The sequence below is a fragment of the Lentzea aerocolonigenes genome, assembly GCF_000974445.1.
Lineage (GTDB): Bacteria > Actinomycetota > Actinomycetes > Mycobacteriales > Pseudonocardiaceae > Lentzea > Lentzea aerocolonigenes.
In genome coordinates this window covers 277,518-295,978 of record NZ_BBOJ01000007.1, presented here as the reverse complement: position 1 = coordinate 295,978, position 18,461 = coordinate 277,518, and the positions used below count along the sequence as shown (strand labels likewise).

14 protein-coding genes are annotated in these 18,461 nt (G+C 69.6%); 7 read left to right on the top strand and 7 right to left on the bottom strand.

Going from position 1 to position 18,461, the window contains the following annotated elements; all coding sequences use genetic code 11:
* The 5 genes from AOM45_RS15910 (at nucleotide 1) to AOM45_RS15890 (ending at nucleotide 6,436) form a co-directional block, all read left to right on the top strand.
* Nucleotides 1-531 carry a potassium-transporting ATPase subunit C gene (locus AOM45_RS15910; RefSeq protein ID WP_030470604.1) on the top strand — a complete coding sequence of 177 codons (531 nt, stop codon included), beginning with the start codon at nucleotides 1-3 and terminating at the stop codon, nucleotides 529-531.
* On the top strand, nucleotides 528-1,205 hold the full coding sequence (locus AOM45_RS15905) for a response regulator (RefSeq protein ID WP_030470605.1): 678 nt from the start codon (nucleotides 528-530) through the stop codon (nucleotides 1,203-1,205). Before AOM45_RS15910 ends, AOM45_RS15905 begins: the two co-directional genes overlap by 4 nt.
* Before the next feature lie 109 nt (nucleotides 1,206-1,314).
* Nucleotides 1,315-2,625, top strand: a complete 1,311-nt coding sequence (gene lysA / locus AOM45_RS15900) for a diaminopimelate decarboxylase (RefSeq protein WP_030470606.1) — start codon at nucleotides 1,315-1,317, stop codon at nucleotides 2,623-2,625.
* Between the two features lie 44 nt (nucleotides 2,626-2,669).
* Complete coding sequence (locus tag AOM45_RS15895) at nucleotides 2,670-3,950, top strand: SWIM zinc finger family protein (protein WP_030470607.1); 1,281 nt, start codon at nucleotides 2,670-2,672, stop codon at nucleotides 3,948-3,950.
* A complete protein-coding gene (locus AOM45_RS15890; protein ID WP_030470608.1) occupies nucleotides 3,947-6,436 on the top strand; it encodes a DUF6493 family protein in 2,490 nt (829 codons plus the stop codon). Before AOM45_RS15895 ends, AOM45_RS15890 begins: the two co-directional genes overlap by 4 nt.
* Here the strand turns inward: AOM45_RS15890 and sph are convergent.
* Nucleotides 6,429-7,361, bottom strand: coding sequence for a sphingomyelin phosphodiesterase (gene sph, locus AOM45_RS15885; RefSeq protein WP_030470609.1), 933 nt, complete (start codon nucleotides 7,359-7,361; stop codon nucleotides 6,429-6,431). The genes AOM45_RS15890 and sph overlap by 8 nt on opposite strands.
* A gap of 567 nt (nucleotides 7,362-7,928) precedes the next feature.
* Between sph and AOM45_RS15880 the strand changes: the two genes are divergently transcribed.
* Nucleotides 7,929-9,122 carry an HNH endonuclease signature motif containing protein gene (locus tag AOM45_RS15880; RefSeq protein ID WP_059362507.1) on the top strand — a complete coding sequence of 398 codons (1,194 nt, stop codon included), beginning with the start codon at nucleotides 7,929-7,931 and terminating at the stop codon, nucleotides 9,120-9,122.
* A 627-nt stretch (nucleotides 9,123-9,749) separates the two neighbouring features.
* The gene (locus AOM45_RS15875) at nucleotides 9,750-10,838 is read left to right on the top strand and encodes a serine/threonine-protein kinase (protein ID WP_030473787.1); all 1,089 of its coding nucleotides are present in this window, start codon (nucleotides 9,750-9,752) and stop codon (nucleotides 10,836-10,838) included.
* A 3-nt stretch (nucleotides 10,839-10,841) separates the two neighbouring features.
* Here the strand turns inward: AOM45_RS15875 and AOM45_RS15870 are convergent, their stop codons facing one another.
* Genes AOM45_RS15870 through AOM45_RS15845 form a run of 6 tightly spaced genes read right to left on the bottom strand, consistent with a single transcriptional unit; the run spans nucleotide 10,842 to nucleotide 18,454 of the window.
* The gene (locus AOM45_RS15870; protein ID WP_030473786.1) at nucleotides 10,842-12,422 is read right to left on the bottom strand and encodes a CocE/NonD family hydrolase; all 1,581 of its coding nucleotides are present in this window, start codon (nucleotides 12,420-12,422) and stop codon (nucleotides 10,842-10,844) included.
* Nucleotides 12,419-12,997 carry a TetR/AcrR family transcriptional regulator gene (locus AOM45_RS15865; protein ID WP_030473785.1) on the bottom strand — a complete coding sequence of 193 codons (579 nt, stop codon included), beginning with the start codon at nucleotides 12,995-12,997 and terminating at the stop codon, nucleotides 12,419-12,421. Before AOM45_RS15865 ends, AOM45_RS15870 begins: the two co-directional genes overlap by 4 nt.
* A 44-nt stretch (nucleotides 12,998-13,041) precedes the next feature.
* Nucleotides 13,042-13,641, bottom strand: coding sequence for a VOC family protein (locus AOM45_RS15860; protein ID WP_030473784.1), 600 nt, complete (start codon nucleotides 13,639-13,641; stop codon nucleotides 13,042-13,044).
* On the bottom strand, nucleotides 13,641-15,071 hold the full coding sequence (locus tag AOM45_RS15855; RefSeq protein WP_156094454.1) for a hypothetical protein: 1,431 nt from the start codon (nucleotides 15,069-15,071) through the stop codon (nucleotides 13,641-13,643). Before AOM45_RS15855 ends, AOM45_RS15860 begins: the two co-directional genes overlap by 1 nt.
* Nucleotides 15,072-15,114: 43 nt before the next feature.
* A complete protein-coding gene (locus AOM45_RS15850) occupies nucleotides 15,115-16,113 on the bottom strand; it encodes a TerC/Alx family metal homeostasis membrane protein (protein WP_030473782.1) in 999 nt (332 codons plus the stop codon).
* A gap of 40 nt (nucleotides 16,114-16,153) precedes the next feature.
* On the bottom strand, nucleotides 16,154-18,454 hold the full coding sequence (locus AOM45_RS15845; protein ID WP_030473781.1) for a beta-glucosidase: 2,301 nt from the start codon (nucleotides 18,452-18,454) through the stop codon (nucleotides 16,154-16,156).
* Nucleotides 18,455-18,461: the final 7 nt, after the last annotated feature.

Here is an 18,461-nt window from a genome sequence, read left to right as displayed (position 1 = left end):
ATGGACAACTTTCTGAAGCAGTCGTGGGCGGGTCTGCGGATCCTGCTCGCGCTCACCGTGCTCCTCGGCGTGCTCTACCCGCTGACGGTGTGGGGCGTGTCCCGCCTGCCGGGCCTGCGCGCCAACGCCGAGGCGCAGGACACGACGCTGGTGGCCGTCGTCCGCGAGGGCGACCAGTACTTCCAGCCACGTCCGTCCGCGGCGACGCTGCCCGCGTCCGGCGGCTCGAACAAGAGCGAGCTGAACCTCGACTACGACAAGGTCGTCGCCGAGCGCCGCACCGCCGTGGCACAACGCGAGGGCGTGCCGGAGATCGACGTGCCGCAGGACGCGGTGACCGCGTCGGCGTCCGGTCTGGACCCGGACATCAGCCCGGACTACGCGGCGTTGCAGGTGCCCCGCGTGGCCCGCGCGTCCGGGCTCACCACGGAGAAGGTGCGCGAACTGGTCGCTGCCAACACCTCGGTCACGTTCACGACCACCGTCAACGTGACCGCGCTGAACCGTGCCATCGATAGCGCAATTCGATGACGTCCGTGCTGGTGGTCGACGACGAACCGCAGATCGTGCGCGCGTTGAGGATCAACCTCAGCGCACGGGGCTACGACGTGATGACGGCCTACGACGGCAAATCCGCACTCGGCGTCGCGGTCGAAGGCAAACCGGACGTGGTCGTGCTGGACCTCGGCCTGCCTGACATCGACGGCGTGGAGGTGATCGCGGGCCTGCGCGGCTGGTCGACGATCCCGATCATCGTGTTGTCCGCGCGCACCGACTCCTCGGCCAAGGTCGAGGCCCTGGACGCGGGCGCCGACGACTACGTCACCAAGCCGTTCGGGATGGACGAGCTCCTGGCCAGGCTGCGCGCGGCCGTGCGGCGGGGGGTGGCGCGGGAGGCAGGGGATCCCGTGGTCGAGACGTCGTCGTTCGTCGTGGACCTGGCGGCGAAGAAGGTGCGGCGGGATGGCCGCGAAGTTCACCTGACGCCCACCGAGTGGGGGCTGGTGGAGGTTCTCGCGCGCAATCCGGGGCGTCTCGTGTCGCAGAAGCAGCTGCTGCAGGAGGTGTGGGGGCCGATGCACGTCAACGAGTCGCAGTACCTGCGGGTGTACTTCGCGCAGCTGCGGCGGAAGCTGGAGGACGACGCCGCCCATCCGCGTCACCTCATCACCGAGCCCGGCATGGGATACCGGCTGGAGCTCTGAGTGACGTGGGTAACGGCGCCAGTCAGAATTGCGTCAAGGTGAGGGGTGCCCGTGTCAGGGTCTCGTCCGGGACCTGGGCACGGGCGTCCGTCAGGCGTGTGCTGGACGCATGACGCTCGCGGAGTTGTTGCCCAGCACCGGATGTGCCACCGAGCCGGTGCTGGAAGAGGGTCTCTGGCCGGACGGAACTCACCTCTCCGGTTCGGACCTCGTCATCGGTGGAGTCGGCGCCACGCGGCTCGCGGCCCAGTTCGGCACGCCGTGCCAGGTGCTGGACGAGACGACGGTCCGCCACCGCGCCAGGGCTTTCCGGCGTGCGCTGCCGGAGGCCGAGGTGGTGTTCGCCGGCAAGTCGTTGCCCTGCCCGGAGGTCTACCGGTGGATGGCCTCCGAGGGCCTGTCGCTCGACGTGTCCTCCGCCGGTGAGCTGGCCCTGGCGCGGGCGGCGGGCTTTCCGGCGCGGCGAATCGTCATGCACGGCAACGTGAAGACCGGTGAGGACCTCAAAGCCGCGCTGCAGCACGGGGTTTCGCGGATCGTCGTCGACTCGTTCGACGAGATCGCCCAGCTCGGTGCCCTGTCCCGGCACGGTCAGGAGGTCGTGATCCGCGTGACGCCCGGCGTGGACGCGCGCACCCACGCGGCCGTCACGACGGGGGTCGAGGACCAGAAGTTCGGTTTCTCACTGGCTTCCGGCGCCGCACTGGAGGCGATCCTGCGGGTCGTAGAGCAGCCGTCGCTCAGGCTCGTCGGGCTGCACTGCCACATCGGCTCCCAGGTCCGGCACGTCGCGTCCTACGAGGAAACCGTGCGGCGCATGGTCGGTCTGATCGCGTCGTGCGGGGTGCGCGTCGAGCAACTCGACCTCGGTGGCGGCTTCTGCGCGCCGTACCTGCCCGGCGAGTCGTCGTTCGACCTCTTCGGCTTCACGCAACGGGTGCGGGGAACGCTGAACTACGAGTGCGCGCTGCACCGCGTGCCGGTACCGAAGCTGCTGATCGAGCCGGGCCGGTCGATCGTCGCGAACGCCGGCGTCACGCTGTACCGGGTCTGCGCGGTCAAGCACGGTGCTCGGACCTTCGTGGCGGTCGACGGCGGCATGAGCGACAACCCGCGGCCCGCGTTGTACGGGGCGAAGTACGCGGTGCGACTGGTCGGTCGCGGTGGCGCGCGAAAGCCCGTGACCATGGTCGGGCGGCACTGCGAGGCCGGTGACGTGCTGGCCGAGGACGTGCCGCTGCCCGCCGACGTGCACGCGGGCGACCTGCTCGCGGTGCCGGTGACGGGTGCGTACCACCACGCGCTGGCGTCGAACTACAACCAGGTCTGCCGACCGCCGGTCGTCGCGGTGCGCGACGGCGTGGCGCGGCCGATCGTGCGGCGGGAGACGGAGGAGGACCTGTTGCGCCGGTACGTTTGATCGTTCCGCCCCACGATCGAACATCTGTTCCCTAGAGTGGCGCGATGCACTCGTACGCCTACGTCGCCGACTCCCGGCTGGACGAGACGCGTCGCGCCCTGGGCCTGCAGACCTCCGGCGGCCGCGCGCCGAACCCGCGCTTCTTCACCGGGTTCCTCGCCGACTCGCAGCAGGCCGCCACGGCGTTGCTCGCCATCGCGAAGATCGCGGGCACCCGCTACTTCCAGCCCACCACCGAACGCCTGCGCGACCCGGTCGTCACCTGCAACGGCGACCGGTTGCGGTTCGAGTCGTTCTCGGGCTGCTGCGGGGTGTACGCGCGGCTCGACGTGCTCAGCGGCGCGCTCGACGGCGAGGTGCACGACCGCGGCACCACGAACGTCGACGTCAACGAGCCGCTGCGCCGGGCCCTCGCGCGCGTGACCAAAGGCGATCCGCTGCACCTGACCGTCGGGCCCGACCAGGTCGAGGTCGGCACGCTCGACGGCGCGGTCGTCGAGAAGAAGGTCCCGCTGCCGCCCCGCTGGCTGCGCGGCTTCGCCGAAACCCAGGTGCTCACCTCGCGCTTCGACCTGAAGGCCGAGCTGAGTCCTGCCGACGCCACCCGGTTCCTGCGCACGCTCCCCAAAGGCCGAGCCGCGGTGTGGGCGGTGCCGTCCGGGAAGTCGTTGCGGCTCAGCGGAACCGCGTCCGCCAACGCCGTGTGCCTGGCCGGGCCGAACCGCCTCGAAACGCTCATCCCGTTGCTGCGCTTCGCGAAGGCGGTGAGGTTGTACGGCCCGCCCGCCGACGGCAAACCGGTCGCGAGCGGCTGGGAGGTCGACCTCGGCGCGCAACGGCTGACGCTCGTGCTCTCCCCGGAGGTCAACCGGGGCCTGTCCGGTGAGGGCGCGGTCCTCGACGGCCTGGCCGCCGGGGACGCCGACACCGACGCCGAACTGATCGGCGCACTGCTCGACTTCGAACCCCGCGTGGACATCGCGGACCTCGCCGAACGTTCGGGGCTCACCGCCGGCCGGGTCAAGGACGCGTTGGCGCAGCTCGGCACGGCCGGACGCGTGGGCTACGACCTCGCGGAAGCGTCGTACTTCCACCGCGAGCTGCCGTACGAAGGCGCGGACGTGCAGGCGATGAACCCCAGGCTGCGCAACGCGAAGGCGCTCGTCGAGCAGAACGCGGTCAGCTGGGACGGTGACACCGCGGTGATCGGCGACTACCGGGTGAACGGTGACGCCTGCACGTGTCAGTGGTGGGCGGAGTACCGGGGCGGACGCGGCAAGTGCAAGCACGTGCTGGCGGCGGACATGGTCAGGAGCAAGGCATGACGTTCGACGAGATCCGTGCGCTGATCGAGGCCGATGAGCCGGTCCCTCTCGGGGCGGCGCTCACGAACGTCAGCGACCGCAAGGAGCTCGCGGCGCAGCTCGTCGCGTACGAGAAGCAGCACCGGGCGGGTGAACGGAGCTGGCACCACCGGGAGACGCTCGCCATCGCGGGCGCCGGGTTGCTCCAGACCCCGTCGGCGCTCGCGCCGTGGCTGATCAGGTACCAGATCTGGCACCACCAGAGGTCCCCGCACGACGGGATCGGCGTGGTGATCGGTCTGCTCCGCGACCGCGACGAGAAGTGGCTGCCCGACCTGGCGGCCAGGCTCGCGGCCAAGATGCCGACGCGCAACACCACGCGGCACGACCTGCTGAGGATCGTCCTGGCGTTCTGCGGCGAGAACCCGCCGGACAACGACGGGTTCCTGCTGCACTTCATGGGCCGCGGCGGCCACGTGGACTTCCCGGCGGGCTACGAGGTGTTGTTCCCGCGCATGCTCGAGGTGGTCGGCGCCGGAGCGATCATCGCGAACACCCGGCAGTGGGGAACGTTGCTGCGCGACAGGGCGGACCGGCAGGTCCTCCTCGACGGCTGCCTCGCCCGGCTCCAGCAGGGCGGCAGTGCCAAGGAGATGGAGGGTTTCCTGGCCCTGCACGAGGTTCTGGAGGTCACGCAGGACGAGAGGGCGGAGCACGCGCGGGACTACGTCGCGATGCTGCCGGACTCTCGCTCGACCGTCGCCACGCTGGCCCAGGACCGGCTGAAGTCGCTCGACGAGGCAGGCAGGCTCGACTTCGACCTGCTGTGCGACGCGAGCCGGTGGGTGTTCGGGCGCTCTGAGAAGAAGCTCGTCCGCGCCCAGCTCACGTGGCTCGGCAAGCACGCGAAGACCAGTGCGGACGAGGTGGTGCTGGTCGTCGCCGAACTGTTCGCGCACGAGTCGGACGACCTGCGCGGCCAGGCGGTCAAACTGGTCGCGAAGCACCTGGCCAAGATCAGCGCGGACACTCGGGCCGACCTGCTGGCGTTGGCCGAGCAGCTGCCGGCGGACCTCGCGGCGCAGCTCGGTGGCGAGGCGCTCGTGGAGGAAGCCGTCGCGCTGGCCCCGTTCACGCCCCGTCCGTGGCCCGAACCGATCGCCACGCTCGACGAGCTGACCGGCGAGGTGCGGGCACTGTTCGGCCGCAACGCCGGGCACGTCGACGCGGTCACCGCGGAACGGATCATCGAGGCCGTGGTCCGGTTCGCCTGGCAGGACAGGGATGCGGTCGCGAAGGCGTTCGGGCCGATCTACGACAAGCACCCGTGGATCCAGAACCGCAACTCCTACTACTCCGAGCACTCGAAGAGCGACCCCTGGTCCGAGCTGATCGCGATCATCGCCGCCGTGGCCGAACCGGCGACGTGGTCGGGGTCCATCGCGTCGGTGCTGGAATCCACTCGCAAGTGGCTGACGCAGCTCAAGCGGACACAGCCGGGTTCGATCAGCGACCGGCTCGCCCTGCGGCTGCGCGAGATCAGGAACGGCCTGGTGCACTCGCCGCGCCCGGCCCTGGTCTCGCCCCCGACCGAGGCGTCCGGCCTGCTCGACGCCGACACGTTGCTGGAACGGCTGGCCAAGGCCGACGCGGAGGGCTGGGAACCGTGGCCGCGCGACCTCGAACAGGCCTACCAGCGCCTTCCTCGCGACGTCGCACCCGAGGCTTTCGCGTCGTTGCCCGGCAACACGGGACGGCTGCTCCGTCAGTGGCTCGCCGACCGGACCGATCCGGTCGTCGCGCTGGCCGAGAAGATCCGCACCACGGCCGACTACGGCTACTACCGGCCGGCGGTGACCGAAAAACGGTTGTTCGCCACCGTCACGCCGGGCCTGCCCGCTCCGGAGCAGCACTGGTACGGGTACGGCGACTGGGGCCCGTTGATCGAGTGGTGGCCGGCCGTCCTGCCGGCGCAACGCGACGCCGTGGCCGCACGCCTCGTGCCGCACTTCGCGAACCGGCTCTACTCGAAGGGAGGCAGCGACGGCCCGTTGCTGCCGATGCTCGCCGAAGCCGACGGCCCGCTCGGCATCGGCATGGACCTGGCACTCGCGTACGGACTCGGTGCCGAGGTCACGGTCAACCGCGCCCACGCCGTCGACGCCCTGCTGATCCTGGCCTCTCGCTCCCAGCTCGAAGGCAAGCCGCTGGGCGAGATGATCGGCCTGCTGGTGCACCGCGGCGAGCTCGCGCTGAACCGGGTCGTGCCAGGCCTGCGCGACGCCGCCAGGTCAGGTGCGCTGAAGGAGATCTGGGACGCCCTGGTGGCACTCCTGCCGAAACTGTGGACGCACAACCGGGTCGCGGACGTGATCGAGCTCGCCGTCGAACTGGCCCAGCAGCTCAAACCGGGCGGTGACGTCGACGGACTCGCGGAAGTCGCGGCGCGCAAGGGTTCCAGCAAGGCGGTGGTGCAGGCGAAGAGGCTGGTGGCCGCGCTCAGCTAGCGAACACGGGGTAGTGGTCGGAGAAGTCCGTGTAGGTGTACTTGCGCCCCCACGACCAGATCGACCACTCAGGACTCTTCACCCGCCGCGTCTCGTTGCGCAGCACCGGTCCTTGAATGCTGAGCACGTAGTCGAGGTGCTCGGACGCGTACTCCGGCCCGTACTGGTCGCGGCACACGCTGTTGTCCGCGCAGTCCCACGAGAACGGGTGCCCGCCGATCTCGGGCGTCGCCGCGCCCAGGTCGGCGACCATCCGCGGAAACTCGTCACTGGCCTTGACGACGTTCATGTCACCGGCCACGTAGACGGGTTCGGAAGCGGGAATGTTCCGCGCAGTCAGGAACGCCTTGATCTCGGCGCGCTGCTTGGCGCGGTACCCCGACGGCGCGCTGGTGCAGGAGGAGTCCTCGGCCTGCATGTGCGTGCCGATCACGTGCAACGGCCCGGACGGCGCCTCGATGCGCACGTAGGCGAAACCCTTGTTGGAGAACCAGTCCGCACCACACGCGTCCCGGTAGACGTGCTGAACCCGCGTGGTGATCGGCCACCGGCTCAGCACCGCGACCCCACCGTCCTCGGGAGTCGAGTCGCGGTAGGCGCCGCTCGTGACGTCCCACCCGGCAGTGCTGCGCCCGAGGACCGGCGTCTGGTGCGGGTAGGTGTCGCGGAGGTTGGCGAGCAGCCGGTCGGAGGCGGTGTTGTCGAATGCCTCCTGCAGCACGACCACGTCCTGGCCGTTCAGCACACCGGTGCTGTCGATCAGGTCGGCCCGCGCCACCTGCCCCCAGTTCGGGTAGAGGTTCCGCGACAACATGAAGACGTTGTAGGTGGCGATCTTCGGGGCGGCAGGGGCAGCCGGGGCGGCGACCGCCGGTGCGGCCGGGATCGTGAGCGCGACGGCGGCGGCGAGCGTGATCAGGCGCATGGGGCCCGATGGTGAAGGACGTGAGAATCCTTCACAACCGGGCAGGGGTGTCGTATCGATCAAGCGTTGATGAACCTCTTGGTGCGGTCCTGGGCGTTCAAGCGGAGCGGGTGGGTGTGCGGCAGCGGATGGTGGCCTGATGGGCTGTATGCACCGAAGAACCGCAAGCGTGCCGCCAACAAGGTCGCGTCCGGTCAAGGCGCCTTTTGCTGGTGCGGTCGTCTTGCGGTGGTGGTTGCGTGGGTCGTATGACGAGCCGGGTCATTTCATCGCCGCTTCGCGACGATTGCGATTGGGGCTTGACTTCGGGGCCCTTGCGAGGCGCTGTGTCGGGCGGAAAAGGTCGGATGCTTCGCACCCGCCCGATCCGAAAAGGCTAGCACCTCGCACCCAAAGTCAAGCCCCAATCGCAAGCGTGCGTGGTTGCGTCTGTTGGTCAGCTCGCCTCATTACCGGTTTCCTGCGTTCGCATTGCCCTGTCCGGCTCGGCTTCGCCATCGCTGGTTCACCCTATCGTGTGCGGCTTTACCCGTTATCTGGTCGTGATCTTGCGGTAGATTAGAACACGTGATCGAAAACCGCCTCCTCTCCACCGACGAGCTGCTCCGCAGTCTCGTCGACGAGGTGACGGAAATCCGGGTCCGCGAGAATGCCGCCTTGCAGATCGTCGCCGAATTGGATCGGCGCGGAGCCGCGAGCGAGCTGGGTTACCGGAATTTGCCGCAGGTGTTGCGGCACGTCGTCCGCTGGGATCTCCGCGTCGCCAACCGGTGGATCGACACTGCCGCTCTGCTGACGAATGAGATCACCCCGACCGGCAGCGAACTCGCTCCTAAGCTGCCGCTGACGGCGGAGGCGGTGGCCGAGGGCGCGTTGTCGATCGACCACGTCGCGGCAATCGCTGAAATCATGAAGACCGTGCCCGCCGAACACGAGACCACCGTGGTCGGCTACGCACGCGACTTCGAGCCCGTCACAGTCCGCAAGCTCGGCAACACGCTCGCCTACAGCCTCTTCCAGAACGACCCGGAGCCTCGTGACGCCGAGCCTGCGCCGCCGGGCAATCAGCACTTGATGCAGTGGAAGAACGGGCGGCTGGAGATCCGCGCCAAGCTGGACAAGGTCACCGGCGCCAAGTACGAGGCACTCCTGGATCCGCTGGCCAAGCCCCGCCCGGACACCGGGCAAGGCCCAGACGCGCGCAGCCGCTCCGAACGCGAAGGCGACGCACTCGCCGACCTGATCGACCTGATGCTGCGCGCCGACCAGCTGCCCGAACACGGCGGCGAACCGGTCACTCTCACTGTGACCATGCGGCACGAGGACCTCGCCGAGCGGGTCGGGCAGGGCATGCTCGACAACGGCGATCACATCCCGGCCGAGCAGGTGCGTCAGCTGGCGTGCAATGCGGGCATCATCCCGCTGCTGCTGGGCAGCCAGGGTCAGCCGATGGACATCGGCCGCAAGACCCGCACCTTCCCGGCAGGAATCCGTCGGACTCTGGTCGCGAGGGATCGGGGCTGCGCGTTCCCGGGCTGCGGCAGACCGCCCAGACACTGCGACGCCCACCACATCAAACACTGGGCCAACGGAGGCGACACCTCCGTCGACAACGCCGTGCTGCTCTGCCGCCACCACCACACACTCATCCACCAGAGCAAGTGGAACGTCAGGATGGTCAACGGCATCCCGACCTTCTACGCACCCGACTGGCTCGACCCCCAACAAAAGCCAAGACGCAACCCGATCAACATCGCCTGACCGCCGCAGGAAGGCACGGCGATGCTGCCTGGCCGCGACGAGGAAACGTATCCGATGGCGAATGGGCTACGGCTTCCTCCTCGTTGCGTGGCCCATTCTGTCGCGCGTCGACAATTCCGCGACGGCGATGGCGAAGTGGTCGCGACAGTGATAAACAGCAATGGCAGCGGCATCGCCGATGCGTCTCACTGACCGCAGTGGCAAGGCACAACCGGCCCTCCAGCTGAACCACTGTCGAAGGCGAAGTCGAGCGCCCCTGACAACCGCGATGGCGAAGCCGAGCCGGACAGGGCAATGCGTCATCGGGCAAGCGGTAATGAGGTGAGCCGAACAACCCAACGCAACCACGCACGACTGCGATTGGGGCTTGACTTTGGGAGCGAGGTGCTACCGTCCACGGATCGGGCGGGTGCGGAGCATCCGACCTTTTCCGCCCGACACAGCGCCTCGCAAGGGCCCCGAAGTCAAGCGCCAATTGCAATCGTCGCGAAGCGGCGATGACGCAACCAAAGCTCGTCATGGGCGCAGCCGCTGGAACGTGACCATCAGCGACACGACCGCGCCGATCAGTGCGCACGGCCCCCTCCCGGAAGGTTAGGTCGCCCGTTCGGCGGGGAATCCCGGATCATGCCGGACAGGAGTCTTCTCGCCGACCGCTACAGGTTGGGCGAGGTGCTGGGCACGGGTGGCGTGGCCGAGGTGCGCCGCGCCAGGGACACCGTGCTCGCGCGTGACGTCGCGATCAAGCTGTTCCGCAAGGGTCGTGATCTGGCGGACGCGCGCCGGTTCGACAACGAGATCCGCACGCTTGCGGGACTGTCGCATCCGGGGCTGGTGACGGTCTACGACGCGGACACCACCGGCGAGACGCCGTTCATGGTGCTGGAACTGGTCGAGGGGCGTACGTTGCGTGATCGCCTCGACCGCGGGCCTATGCGCGTCGAGGACGTGCGCCGGCTCGGGGCGGCACTGGCCGACGCATTGGCTCACGTGCACGATCAGGGCCTCGTCCACCGTGACGTCAAGCCCTCCAACATCCTGCTGGGCGAGGACGATGTGCCCCGTCTGGCCGACTTCGGCCTGGTGCGCCTCGTGGACGGCGCTCGGGTCACGCGGGCCGACCAGGTCGTCGGCACGGCGGCCTACCTGGCGCCGGAGCAGGTGCGTGGCGGCGAGATCACGCCGGCGGTCGACGTGTACGCGTTGGGGCTGGTGCTGCTGGAATGCCTTACCGGGCACCGGGAGTACGAGGGCGCCGAGATCGAGGCGGCCGTGGCCAGGTTGCACCGGCCGCCGGTCGTGCCGGACGACCTGCCGTTCGGTGTCGCCCGGCTGCTGACGTTGATGACGTCCCTGTCCGCTGCCCGCCGTCCCACCGCACGCGAGTGCGCCAAGGCGTTGCTCGCGGCGGACACGCGGACCTTTGTCGTGCCGCGGCGTTCACGGGGGCTGCTCGCCGCCGCGTCGGCCGCGGTGCTGATCGCGGCGGCCGGCACCGGCATCCTCGCGCAGAACCACGCCGCACCGGCGGAGTCGGCGCCACCGGCCACCACCGCGCCCGTGTCCACGCAGCCGAGCACCACCGTGCAGGCACCGGCACCGGTCGTCCAGCAACCGGTGGCCGAGACCACCGTGCAGCCGGCGCCCGTTCAGGTCCAGCAGAACGGCAAGAGCGGCAAGGGCAAGTCCGGCAAGGGCAAAGGCAAGGGTCCCTGACCGTCAGCGCACCGGCAGCGTGATCACGGACTGTCCGCAGTGGACGGTCTGGTCTGCTGCCAGCAGTGTCGTGGCGGTGGCCCGTGACTCACCGGTACCGGGGTTGCGCGCGTACCGCGGGAACGCGCCACTGGACACCTGGACCCGGATGCGGTGCCCGCACCGGAAGCGGTACGCCGTCGGCCACAGCCGCACGGTGGCGCACTGCTTCTCCTGTGCTCCGGTGAGGCTCACCAGCCCGTCGCACACGTTCCACGACCGGCCGTCGGAATCGACGTCGCACAGTCGCACGAACACGTCGGCGTGCGGCAGGCTGGACGAGAACCAGATCTCGGCGCTCACCTCACCGATGACCTCGACGTCCTTCTCCAGTAACGGCGTGGTGTAGGTGAGCACGTCCGGCCGCGCCTCCAGGGCGGTGTTGTCGACCCGGCCGCTGTCCCCGGCCAGGCGCACACCACCGACGGCGGGCGTGGGATCGGCGGGGTCGTAGCGGTAGGAGTCCACTGAGGACTCTGCGGGAACCTCAGCGCTGAGCACACCTCCGGAAGTGAGGTGGAAGCGCTGCGACGAGTATCCGGGCGGCGGCCACGACGGGAAGTCGCGCCACGCCTCCTCGCCCATGACGTACAGCCGGACCGGCTCGCGGTGCGGCGGCGCCATCCCGTTGGCGTGGGCGAGACCGAACTCCAGCGCCTCCTCGACGGGCGTGGCGGTGATGTCCGTGTGCGTCCACGGGCCGACGGTCAGCCGGGCGTTGCGGCCGTTGTCCTGCAACACGCGGTAGTCGCGCAGCTGACCGGGCAGGAAGATGTCGTACCAGCCGCCGATCGAGCTGACCGGCACGGTCACGCCGGGGACGCGGTGGCTGTGGTCGAGCCCGTCCCACCGCGCGGAACCGGCGTCGTGGGTGAGGATGTCCTGGATGTACGCGGAACGCTCGCCGAAGGCGGCGACGTCCGCCTGGACGAGCGGGAGCACCTGGAGCGCCTTGGCCGTCTTCTTGTCCTGGAAGGGCTTGCGCAGCATCGCGAGCGGGCGTTCCTGCGTGCCCACCAGCACGCCCCAGCCGAACGGCGTCTCCAGCGAGATGCCGTCGGGGCGCAGGAACTCCAGCGTCAACGCGGACTCGGTGACGATCGGGATCATCGCCTTGACCTGCGGTGGCAGCTGGTCGGCGACCGCCCACTGCACGTGCCCGAGGTAGCTCAGGCCGTACAGCACGATCGCGTCGCTCCACGGCTGGGCGACGAGCCAGTCGAGGGTCGCGAGGCCGTCGGCGCGTTCCTGGCGCATCGGGTCGAACGTGCCGCCGGAGCCGAACCCGCCGCGCACGCTCTGGATCAGCACCTGGTAACCGCGTTCGGCCAGCGGCCTCGCGAACACCGTGCCGAACCCGCGCCTGCCGTAGGGGGAGCGGATCAACGCGGTCGGCAGCCCGTCGCCACCGGAGTGCGGCATCCACCTGTCGGCCAGCAGTTCCACGCCGTCGGGCATCGGCACGCGCAGATCCCGCTGCACCACCACGTCACGGGTCAGGGGCGGGGAGAGCTTGAGCTTGCGTTCGATGAGATAGCTGATCATCGGAGCTCCATCATCAGTGAGATCACGCTCAGCAGCCGGTCGGTGAAGGCCTCGGGGTCGGGCGCGCCGTCGACCACCCAGGTCGTGACGAAGGAGCCCGCGCCACCGGTGATGAACGCGGCGAGGTCGTCGATCGCCTGCGGGGAGAGCTTGTCGCCGTAGCGGTGCGCGACGCCGTGCCGGTTGAGCGGCAGCATCAGCCTGATCAGGCCGCGGTCCAGGGCGAACGCGCAGGAGCCGGTCAGCAGCGCGCGGTAGAACACGCGGTTGTCCGAGAAGTGCCGGGCCAGGACGAGCGTTTCCGCACGCCCGTCCACGGGTTCGCGAAGATCCGCCAGCCGGGGCAGCAGCTCACGCCGCGCGAGGTCGAGGCCGGTCTCCAGCAGCAGCGTGTCGAGGTCGCCGAAGTGCTGGTAGACGACGCGGCGGCTGACGTCCGCGAGCTCGGCGATCTCCGAGACCGTGATCGCGGTCGTGCCGCGTGCGCTGACCAGGTCGAAGACGGCCTGCATCACCGCCGCGCGGGTGCGGCGCACCCGCGGATCGCGGGCGGGCTCGGCCTCGTGCAGATCCATGCCGCGGATCGTGTAACACCTGTTACTAAGTAGTCAAGTGTTACTTATCTGAGTTCGTGTCCCGAGATCACGGCGACCAGGGCGGGTTCCTGAGCAGAGCGGACCTCGACCAAGGCGCCGAGGGCGTGCAGGCAGGACGTGATCAGCGCCGGCTCGGGGTGCTCGACGTGCACCGACTCCAGCACGAGGCCGGGTGGCGCGGAGATCGCCGGCGACGGCGTGTCACCCCAGCTGATCAGGAACGGCACGACGCCGCCGGTGAGGGCGTTGCTGGTCAGCCGCCACCGCAGCACGTCACCCGAGGCCGTCCGCCGTTGTCCGCCGATCACGGCGCCGGGGTCGAAACCCGCGGTCGTGGCCGCGGTCCGCGCCTGGTCGATGTCGTCGCACGTGATCGCCCAGCCGACCAGGCCCGGCGTCGTCACACCGTCCACTCCGAACGGACGGGGCAGGTCCGGCTCCGGCTGGCGCGGGTCCGGCGCGATGATCTCCAGGTACGTTCGCGGACCGAGCGCGAGCAACCTGTTGTGCGTCCCCAGACCGAGGTGCTGGCCACCGCCCGCGGCGCGCACACCGAACCGTTGCTCGATCTCGTCGACCGCGGCGTCGAGATCCGGCGCGGCGTAGATCAGGTGATCGATCATCACGCACCCCGTCCCAGGTACTTCTTGATGCAGTGCACGACACCCAGACGGCTGGCGAACGCGTTGAAGTCGGCGAGCCGGACCACCGAGAACCCGAAACCGGTCCACAGCCGTTCCATCTCGTCGTCGATCACCGCGAGGTCGGCCTGCTCGCCGTGCCCGAACGTCGGCAGGTAGACAGACTTCCCGGCACTGGAACTGTTCTCCACCAGGCAGTTGTTCCAGGTGATGTGGTGCCACGACCGCACCTGGACCACGGTGTCCTGCTGCGCACCCGCCGCCGTGAACTGGGCGACGACCTCGCGCAGCTCGGCGCCGTCCGGGGTGGCCGCGAAGTCCCGCAGAGCGGCGAACGTGAGGCGCTGGGTGATCTGCGGCCGGTGCACGAGCGGGTTGCGCACGACGGCGAAGCCCAGCCGGTCGAACTCGGCCGCGATCTCGTCGTAGGCGGTCTGCAACGCGAACGGCGACTTCGTGCCCAGCGCGGCGTCGGCGAGCGCTGGACTGCCGACGAGCACGCGGAACCGGCCGTCGTCCGCCGGTCCGGCGAGCGTCACGAACATGTCGATGTGGAAGATCGGCTGGAGGTCCCCGGTGCCGCCACCGGGCAGGTCGAGGAAGAACTCCCCGTCCGAAACGGTCGCGTAGTACCTCTTCAGGCCCAACGGCCGTTTCGTGCCGACGAGCTGGAGCTCGCGCGTGCTGTCGACGTGCCGCCGGAACAGCTCCCGCACGAACTCGACCTCCGTGCGGCCCTCCGGCACGCTGATCGGGAGCTCGCCGCTGCGGATCAGTTCGAGCGTGTCGAGGAAGTAGTCGGTGCCCAGCAACCAGAAGTCGTCACCGATCAGGCAGTTCCCGCCCTGGAACACGAGCGGCGCCTGGCTCGCCCGCAGCGCGGTGAACTCCTCGGCGGTGTCCGCGATCAGCGAGTCTCCCGAGCGCGGGAACGACCACGGTTCCAGCAGGTAGGTGCGGAGGTCGTCGGTGTCGTCCGCGTCGACGAGCGCGAGGTAGCCGTCCTCCGCCCAGTCCGTGAAGTCGACGTAGTCGGGCATCGGCACGTACGACACGTTCGCGGCGGGATGCCCGCTGAACCACTCCTCGACGACCTGCCGGTCGCTCTCGTGGTGCACCACGACGAACCGGGTCCCGATGCGCATCGCGTTGATCACCGAGCGGTAGCCGGCCGTGAGCTCCGGCGCCCGCACACCGTAGGACGGGAACGCCAGCAACAGGCTTTCGATCGTTCCCGACCACGACGAGATCAGGCGCGGGCGCTGCACACCCGGCCTGGCGCGGAACACGTTCAGCGTGGTGGCGCGGGTGGAGTCGAACGCGGGGAACAGGTCCGAGTCGGTGCGCTTGTGGTGCGGCGCGTCGGGAACGAGGAAGCGGTAAGCGGCGTCTCCGTACGTGCCGGCACCCACGGTGCACACCTCCGAGATCGGCGGACGAGCGTGGGCAGAAACCTTAGTCGGTTTCGGGTTCCTTGTGGCCGTGCAGCGATCCCGCGTGCGCCTTCGCCGACGGGTCGTTGCGCGTCTTGACGAGGCTGGCGACGGTCACGATCACGAGGATGCCGATGATCACGCCGAGGCTGAGCGGGGTCGGCACCTCGGGGATCGACGCGGAGATGTCGACGTGACCCCAGTGCAGGATCAGCTTGACGCCGATGAACGCCAGGATGACCGCGAGACCGGCCGACAGGTACACCAACCGGTCGAGCAGGCCCTTGACGAGGAAGAACAACGCGCGCAGGCCGAGCAGCGCGAACGCGTTGGCGGTGAACACGATGTACGGCTGCTCGGTCACGCCGAACACCGCGGGGATCGAGTCGAGCGCGAACAGCAGGTCGACGCCGCCGATGGCCACGAGCACGACGAACAGGGGAGTGGCCATGCGCTTGCCGTCGATCCGCGTGAAGATCTTGCCGCCGACGTAGTCGTCGGTGACGGGCAGGAGCTTGCGGGCGGTCTTCACGACGACGTTGTTCTCGACGTCCGGGTCCTCGTTGCGGTGCCGGAAGAGCTGCACGGCCGTGTAGATCAGCAGCAGGCCGAACAGCAGGAACATGAAGGAGAACAACGACAGCAGCGTGGCGCCGACGGCGATGAAGATGCCGCGCATGATCAGCGCGAGCACGATGCCGAACGTCAGCACCTTGTGCTGGTGCTCCTCGGGCACCAGGAACGTCGTCATGATGATCACGAAGACGAACAGGTTGTCGACCGACAGGCTCTTCTCGACGATGTAGCCCGCGAAGTACTCGGCGCCGAACCCGCCGCCGTGGGCCGTGGCGAACCACACGCCGAAACCCACGGCGACGAGGATGTAGAACACCGACCAGAGACTGGCCTCGCGGAAGCCGATCCGGTGAGGGCGCCACGCCGCGAGCACGAGGTCCACCGCCAGCAACAGGACGATCACCCCGATCGTCACGGCCCACGTCAGTCCGCTGATCTCCAGCACAGAGCTCTCCTCCGACAACCCGGCCTGTCCGCAATGGACACTACCGAATGTCGAAGACCGGTGTCAGAACACGGTCGTAGCCCACGCGGCGGCGAGGGCCGGTGAGCACGAGCCGCAGAGCCGCGTGGACGTCCGTGCTCGACCTGCCGACGCGGAGCTCGACGTCGCCCTGGTCGACCTGGCGGTGACCCGCGCGGCCGGTGTACGCGGTGAGGTCCGCGTGCAGCTCGGCGGTGACGGTGCGGGTCTGGCCGGGCGCGAGATCGACCTTCACCGCGCCGATCAGCTGCTGCGTCGGCCTCGCGACCTCGGCCACGGGGTCGTGCAGGTAGATCTGGACGACCTCGGTGGTCGCGATCTCCTTGTCGTTGCGCAGGACCGTGACCAGCCGGCACGTGCCGTCGGTCGGCCACTCCCGCGCCTCGACACCGGTGGTCAGCCAGGTGACCGGCGCGTAGGACAGGCCGTGGCCGAAGGGGAACAGCGGCGTCGGGTCGACACTGCTGATGTCGGTGCGCTCGCCGAGCGGTGCGACGAGGTACGTCCACGGCTGGCTCGTGCCGGCGCCGGGGAAGGTCACCGGGAGCCTGCCGGACGGGTTCGTCCGTCCACTGAGGACGTCGGCCAGCGCGGCCGCGCCCTCCTCGCCGGGGTAGAAGCCGCAGACGACGGCCGCGAGCCGGTCGATCTGGCGGTGCAGCTCGTACGGCCGTCCGGACAGCAGCACCAGCACGACCGGGGTGCCCGTCGCGAGCAGCGCCTCCAGCAGCTCCTCCTGCCTGCCGGGCAGCCTGAGGTCGGTGGCGTCGCAGCCCTCGCCGGACGTGCCCGCGCCGAACAGGCCCGCCTGGTCGCCGAGCACGGCGACGCAGACCTCCGCCTCGCGCGCGGCCTCGACCGCCGCGGCGATCTCGTCGTCCGTGCCACCGAGCACCGGGCAGCCGAGCGAGTACACGACGTCGTGGTCGGCCCGCAGCGCGTCCACGACGGTGGGCACGTCGAGGCCGATCGGCACTTCCGGGTGGTGCACGCCGACGTGCAACGGGAACGAGTAGCAGCCCATGACGGCACCGGCGTCGTTCGCCCGCGGGCCGACGACGGCGACCTTGCGCCTGCCGGTCAGCGGGAGCAGTCCGTCGTTGTGCAGCAACACGATCGACCGTTCGGCGAGCCGTCGCGCCAGCGCCCTCGACTCGGCGTCGTCGAGGTCGATCTCCTCACCGGGCACGTCGGGGGAGTAGTCCGGGTCGAGCAGGCCGAGCTCGAGCTTCTGCAGCAGCACGCGTTCGAGCGCGCGGTCGACCACGGCCTCGTCGACGGTGCCGGCGTCGAGTGCGGCGAGCAGGGGTTCGCCGTAACAGTCCACAGTGGGCAGTTCGACGTCGATGCCCGCGACGAGCGACTGGATCGCGGCATCCTCCCGGTCCGCCGCCACGCCGTGCAGCCGGTGCAGGAACGGGATGGCGAAGTAGTCGGCCACCACGGTTCCGGCGAACCCGTACTCGTCGCGCAGCCGTTCGGTGAGCAACCCGGGATCGGCGGCGGCCGGAAGACCGTCGTTGCTGGTGTAGGAGTTCATCACCGAGCGCGCACCCGCTCGCAGCGCCATCTCGAACGGCGGCAGCAGCACGTCGACGAACTCGCGCGGACCGACCGAGGACGGCGCGAGGTTGCGCCCGGCACGCGAACCCGAGTGGCCCGCGAAGTGCTTGAGCGTGGCGACGATCCCCGCCGACTCGAGCCCGGAGACGTACGCGCTGCCGATGAGCCCGACGAGGTGCGGGTCCTCGCCGATCGACTCCTCGACGCGGCCCCAGCGCAGGTCCCTCGCCACGTCGAGCACCGGCGCGAGACCCTGGTGCACGCCGAGACGGCGCATCGACCGGCCCATGAGCTCGGTCATGCGCTGCACCAGGTCCGGCTCGAAGCTCGCGCCCCAGCACAGCGGCGACGGGTACACCGTGGCCTGCCAGGCGGCGAGACCGGTCAGGCACTCCTCGTGCACCACGGCGGGAATGCCGAACCGGCCGCGCGTGATGATCTCGCGCTGGGTGCGGGCGAGGCTGCGCGCGCCGACCTCCGGCGCGATGGGGCGCGTGCCGAACACGCGGGTGAGCTGGCCGAGACCGTGCTGGACGAGCTCGTCCCAGTCGATCGGCGCGGCGAGGTCGTGCTGGTGAGGTGCGACCTCGCCGCCGGACTCGATGCCGACCCACACCCCGTACAGCTGCGCGACTTTCTCGCGGACGGTCATCCTGGTGATCAGGTCGCGCACGCGGTCGGCCGGCGCGGCCTGCGGATCGCGCCAGAGCTCGCCGGACGTGGTGGCCTCGGTCGTCACAGGTCCT

Coding starts and splice junctions, on each gene's coding strand:
- AOM45_RS15910 (WP_030470604.1), top strand. CDS start 1: ATGGACAACTTTCTGAAGCAGTCGTGGGCGGGTCTGCGGATCCTGCTC.
- AOM45_RS15905 (WP_030470605.1), top strand. CDS start 528: ATGACGTCCGTGCTGGTGGTCGACGACGAACCGCAGATCGTGCGCGCG.
- lysA (WP_030470606.1), top strand. CDS start 1,315: ATGACGCTCGCGGAGTTGTTGCCCAGCACCGGATGTGCCACCGAGCCG.
- AOM45_RS15895 (WP_030470607.1), top strand. CDS start 2,670: ATGCACTCGTACGCCTACGTCGCCGACTCCCGGCTGGACGAGACGCGT.
- AOM45_RS15890 (WP_030470608.1), top strand. CDS start 3,947: ATGACGTTCGACGAGATCCGTGCGCTGATCGAGGCCGATGAGCCGGTC.
- sph (WP_030470609.1), bottom strand. CDS start 7,361: ATGCGCCTGATCACGCTCGCCGCCGCCGTCGCGCTCACGATCCCGGCC.
- AOM45_RS15875 (WP_030473787.1), top strand. CDS start 9,750: ATGCCGGACAGGAGTCTTCTCGCCGACCGCTACAGGTTGGGCGAGGTG.
- AOM45_RS15870 (WP_030473786.1), bottom strand. CDS start 12,422: ATGATCAGCTATCTCATCGAACGCAAGCTCAAGCTCTCCCCGCCCCTG.
- AOM45_RS15865 (WP_030473785.1), bottom strand. CDS start 12,997: ATGGATCTGCACGAGGCCGAGCCCGCCCGCGATCCGCGGGTGCGCCGC.
- AOM45_RS15860 (WP_030473784.1), bottom strand. CDS start 13,641: ATGATCGATCACCTGATCTACGCCGCGCCGGATCTCGACGCCGCGGTC.